A 4,441-nucleotide genomic window follows, 5' to 3' on the forward strand; every position below is an offset into this window, starting at 1 on the left:
CTACCACCCCGAGGCGCGCGCCCTGCTCGACGCCTGCGACACGGTGCTGAAGACCGCCCTGTACGAGCGCGACCCGTTGCCGGCCTGGGCCGCCGGCCGCATGGCCTTGCTTGGCGATGCCGCGCACCCGATGCTGCCCTTCATGGCGCAGGGTGCGGGCATGGCGATCGAAGACGCCGTGGTGCTGTCGCGCCACCTCGAAGGCGTTGCCATGGCCGATATGCCCTCTGCGCTGCAGGCCTACCAGGCCGCGCGCATCGAGCGCGCCAGCCAGGTGCAGCTTGGCTCGCGCGGCAACAACTGGCTGCGCGAAGGCGGCAATGCCGACTGGGTCTATGGCTACGACGCGTGGGCCGTGCCGCTGGGCGCCCCCGCGGGCGCCACTGCCACCGCCTGATTCACATCCACCTCACCCCACGGAGGCAACCATGCAACAAGACCGCTACCTGCAACCGCACCAGGCGCGCCAGCGCCCCGCGACCACCTATGAAGACCTGCTGGGCGACGTGATCGAGCGCGCCTTTGCCGACGGCATCCACGACCTGCCCGGCCTCGTGCAGCGCCTGAACGACAGCGGCCTGGCCACACCCGGCGGCCAGCCCTGGACCGAGGCGCTGTACCGCAAGGAAATGGCCACGCTGGCCGCCTGAGGAGCATCACACCATGACCATCGCCATCACCCCCGTTGCCGCAGACCCGGTCGACCACCTGCTCGAGATCGGCCTGAAGGATCTCTGGTACCCGATCTGCCCCTCGCACTTCATCAAGGAGAACCCCGTCTCGCTGCGCCGCCTGGGCCGCAAGATCGCGCTGTGGCGCGACGGCGAAGGCGTGCTGCATGCGCTGGAAGACCGCTGCCCGCACCGCGGCGCGCCGCTGTCGCAGGGCGTGGTGCTGGGCGACCGGCTCTCGTGCCCCTACCACGGCGTGGAAGTGCGCCATGACGGCGTCGTCACGCGCGTGCCCGGCAGCCCGGGCTGCAAGCTCGAAGGCTCGCAGGCCACGCGGCACTTCCATGTGCAGGAACGCGCGGGCGCGGTATTCCTCTACAACGGGAAGGAATCGGTCGACGTGCCACCGCCGCTCGTGCTGCCCGAGCAGCTCACGGACGATGCGGAGTATTCGAGCTTCCTTTGCTACACCGAGTGGAAGGGCGACTACCGCTACGTGCTCGACAACGTGATGGACCCGATGCACGGCACCTACCTGCACAAGCAGTCGCATTCGATGGCCGAGGGCGATTCGACGGCCAAGTTCGGCATCCGCCAGACCGACACCGGCTTCGTGTTCGAGAAGGAAGGCCAGCGCAACGTCAACTTCGACTGGACCGAATGGGCCGACACCGGCATCCACTGGATGCGCCTGGAAATTCCGTATCCGAAGACCGGCGGCCCCGGCGGCAACTTCATCATCATCGGCGCCTTCTCGCCGATCGTGAAGGGCATGACGGCCACCTTCTTCTGGCGCGTGCGCAAGCTGCCACGGGGCTGGGAGCGCGACACCTGGCGCTTCCTCTACAAGAACCGCCTCGAGGCGCGCCACTGGCACGTGCTCGAGCAGGACCGCGTGATGCTCGAAGAGATGGAGCCCGACGCCAACCAGCACGAGAACCTCTACCAGCACGACCTGGGCATCGTGCGGCTGCGCCGCCACATGCGCAATCTCGCGCAAGCACAGCTCGCAGAAGCTGCCGCGGCCTGATCCATAGAAAGCCTTGCCATGTCTTCCCCCACGCTGAACGCCCTGGTGCACACGATGCGCTACGAGGCCGACGGCATCGTCAGCGTCGAGTTCCGGCCGGCTTCGCCCGAGACGGAGTTTCCCGCCTTCGAGGCCGGCTCCCACATCGACCTGCACCTGCCCAACGGGCTGGTGCGCAGCTACTCGCTGTGCAACCCGGCGAGCGACCGCCAGCGCTACGTGGTCGGCGTGCTCAACGACCGCAAGAGCCGCGGCGGCTCGCGCTACGTCCACCAGCAATTGCGCGTGGGCATGACGCTGCCGATTTCGGTGCCGCGCAACAACTTCAAGCTCGAAGAGGGCGCGGACCATTCGGTGCTGGTGGCCGGCGGCATCGGCGTGACGCCCATCTGGTGCATGCTGCAGCGGCTCGCGGCCCTGGGCAGGCCGGTGGAACTGGTCTACTGCGCGCGCACCCGCAAGGAGGCCGCCTTCTGCGAGGCGATCGAGGCGCTGGCGCGCGAGCATGCGGTGCCGGTCACCTGGCATTTCGACGAAGAGAAGGGCGCGCCGCCCGACCTGGCCGCGCTGCTGGCCGGCAAGGGCGCCGCCAGCCACTACTACTGCTGCGGCCCCACGCCGATGCTCGATGCCTTCGAGAAGAGCTGCGAGACGCTGGGCTATGCCCATGCCCACATCGAGCGCTTTGCCGCGGTGCATGTGGAGGCGCCGAGCGCCACGCAAAGCTGCGTGGTCGAGTGCGCCAAGAGCGGAAGGAGCGTCGAGGTGCCGCCCGGCAAGTCGATCCTCGACAGCCTGATCGATGCCGGCCTGAACCCCGACCACAGCTGCAAGGAAGGCGTCTGCGGCGCTTGCGAAACCGCGGTGCTCGAAGGCGAGATCGACCACCACGACGGCATCCTCACCAAGATCGAACGCGCGTCCAACAAGACCATGATGATCTGCGTCTCTCGCTGCAAGGGCGAGCGGCTGGTGCTCGACATCTGAGGCCGCCGGCCAGAGAAAAACCAACCCGAAAATCCGATGAAAAAATACTTGATCACGCTGGCCGCGGCCAGCGCGGCTGGCGGAGCGCTGGCCCAATCTTCCGTCACGCTCTTCGGCGTGGTCGACGCGGCCGTCACCTACACGCGCGGCAGCGGCGACGGGTCGGCCCACAAGACGCAGCTGACCAACAGCGGCAACATGTTCAGCCGCCTCGGCTTTCGCGGCACGGAAGACCTGGGCGGCGGGTACTCGGCCAACTTCTGGATGGAGATGGGCCTGCAGAACGACAGCGGCACGGGCTTTCCGTCGAACTCGAACAACCAGGCCAGCGGCAACGGCCCGGCGGGCGTGCTGAGCTTAAACCGCCGCTCCACAGTGAGCCTCGCGGGCCCGTTCGGCGAAGTGCGCCTGGGCCGCGACTATGTGCCGGCATTCTGGAACACGGCCATCTTCGATCCCTTTGGCACGGGCGGCGGCATCGGCGCCAACCAGATCTATTTCTCGGGCCTGGGCGGCCTGGCCGCACCGACCGGCACGCGCGCTTCGAACAGCATCGGCTACTTCCTGCCCGCGAACCTCGGCGGCTTCTACGGGCAGGTGATGTATGCGATGGGCGAGAACGATTCGAACGCGCTGCTGCCGGGCACCAGGGTGCCAAGCAAGCATGACGGCGAACACACTGGCGCGCGCTTCGGCTACCAGAGCGGCGGCCTGCACGTGGCCATTGCCACCGGCCGCACGCGCTATGCGAGCGGCGACCTGCGCGTGACCAACCTGGGCGCGGCCTACAGCTTCGGCCCTTCGCTCATGAACCTCAAGCTCACGAGCGAGCTGTACAAGGAATCGAAAGGCAGCACCGACGCCAAGGGCGTGCTCGTCGGCTTCCAGCTGCCCATCGGGCCGGGCGAGATCAAGGCCTCGTATGCACGCTACAAGCTGGAACCCGCGAACGCGGTGCGCGAGCCCACCTCGTCGAAACTGGCCATCGGCTACGTGCACAACCTGTCCAGGCGCAGCGCGCTGTACGGCACGCTCGCGCGCATCAGCAACAGGAACGGCGCCGCGCAGGCGCTGGCGGGTGCCATCACCATGCCGGGCCGCTCGTCCAGCGGCATCGAGCTGGGCATGCGGCACATGTTCTAGGCGCAGGGCGCGCCAGCACCATCCACGCAAAAAAGGCCGGGCCATGCACAGCAAAAACTTTCGTTGGTACGGCGTCGCCACGCTGTTCGTGATCGTCGCGATCTCCTACGTGGACCGCATCAACATCGCGGTGCTGATCACCGACGCCGCGTTTCTCAGCCACGCGGGCATTGCCGCTTCCGACCGCGTGAGCCAGGGTTTTTTGGCCACGGCCTTCATGCTGGGCTACGGCGTATCGGCCTTCGTGCTCACGCCGTTCTGCTCGGCCTTGTTCGGCGTGCGCCGCAGCCTGGTCTACGGCCTCATCTTGTGGGGCGTGGTGACCTGGGCCTCGCCCCTGTTCGACAGCTACGGCCTGCTGCTGGCCTCGCGCGTGCTGCTGGGCGTGTCGGAAGGGCCGCTGTTCTCGCTCGCGTCGTCCTACATCAAGGCGCACTTCAGGAGCGACGAGAACGGCAAGCCCAATGCGCTCGTGAACATGGGCACGGGGCTCGGGCTGGCGGTGGGCTATCCGCTGGTGGGCTACCTGCTCACGCGCTTCGCGTGGGACAGCTCCTTCCATGTGCTGGGGGTGCTCAACATCGCATTGGGCATTCCGCTGGTGCTGGCC

General features: G+C 67.5%; 6 protein-coding genes. All 6 read left to right on the plus strand.

All coding sequences use genetic code 11. The features are described from left to right. A partial coding sequence (locus tag AC1DOC_RS21095) for an FAD-dependent monooxygenase (protein ID WP_478130420.1) occupies positions 1–397 on the plus strand: 397 nt, incomplete at its 5' end. Positions 398–428: 31 nt separating this feature from the next. Further along, positions 429–650, plus strand: a complete 222-nt coding sequence (locus AC1DOC_RS21100; protein WP_012748259.1) for a recombinase-like helix-turn-helix domain-containing protein — start codon at positions 429–431, stop codon at positions 648–650. A 13-nt stretch (positions 651–663) separates the two neighbouring features. Beyond that, positions 664–1,701, plus strand: coding sequence for a Rieske 2Fe-2S domain-containing protein (locus AC1DOC_RS21105; RefSeq protein WP_478080838.1), 1,038 nt, complete (start codon positions 664–666; stop codon positions 1,699–1,701). A gap of 18 nt (positions 1,702–1,719) precedes the next feature. Continuing rightward, positions 1,720–2,688, plus strand: a complete 969-nt coding sequence (locus AC1DOC_RS21110; RefSeq protein WP_478080839.1) for a PDR/VanB family oxidoreductase — start codon at positions 1,720–1,722, stop codon at positions 2,686–2,688. 36 nt (positions 2,689–2,724) lie between these two features. Then, positions 2,725–3,831, plus strand: coding sequence for a porin (locus AC1DOC_RS21115; protein ID WP_478083377.1), 1,107 nt, complete (start codon positions 2,725–2,727; stop codon positions 3,829–3,831). 43 nt (positions 3,832–3,874) lie between these two features. Beyond that, positions 3,875–4,441, plus strand: a 567-nt coding sequence (locus AC1DOC_RS21120; RefSeq protein WP_478130421.1) for an MFS transporter, incomplete at its 3' end; no start/stop codon positions are given.

The organism is Variovorax sp. 01T439_2 (assembly GCF_056398445.1).

Excerpts from the sequence above, each read along its gene's own strand:
- AC1DOC_RS21100 (WP_012748259.1), top strand. The coding sequence starts at position 429 with ATGCAACAAGACCGCTACCTGCAACCGCACCAGGCGCGCCAGCGCCCC.
- AC1DOC_RS21105 (WP_478080838.1), top strand. The coding sequence starts at position 664 with ATGACCATCGCCATCACCCCCGTTGCCGCAGACCCGGTCGACCACCTG.
- AC1DOC_RS21110 (WP_478080839.1), top strand. The coding sequence starts at position 1,720 with ATGTCTTCCCCCACGCTGAACGCCCTGGTGCACACGATGCGCTACGAG.
- AC1DOC_RS21115 (WP_478083377.1), top strand. The coding sequence starts at position 2,725 with ATGAAAAAATACTTGATCACGCTGGCCGCGGCCAGCGCGGCTGGCGGA.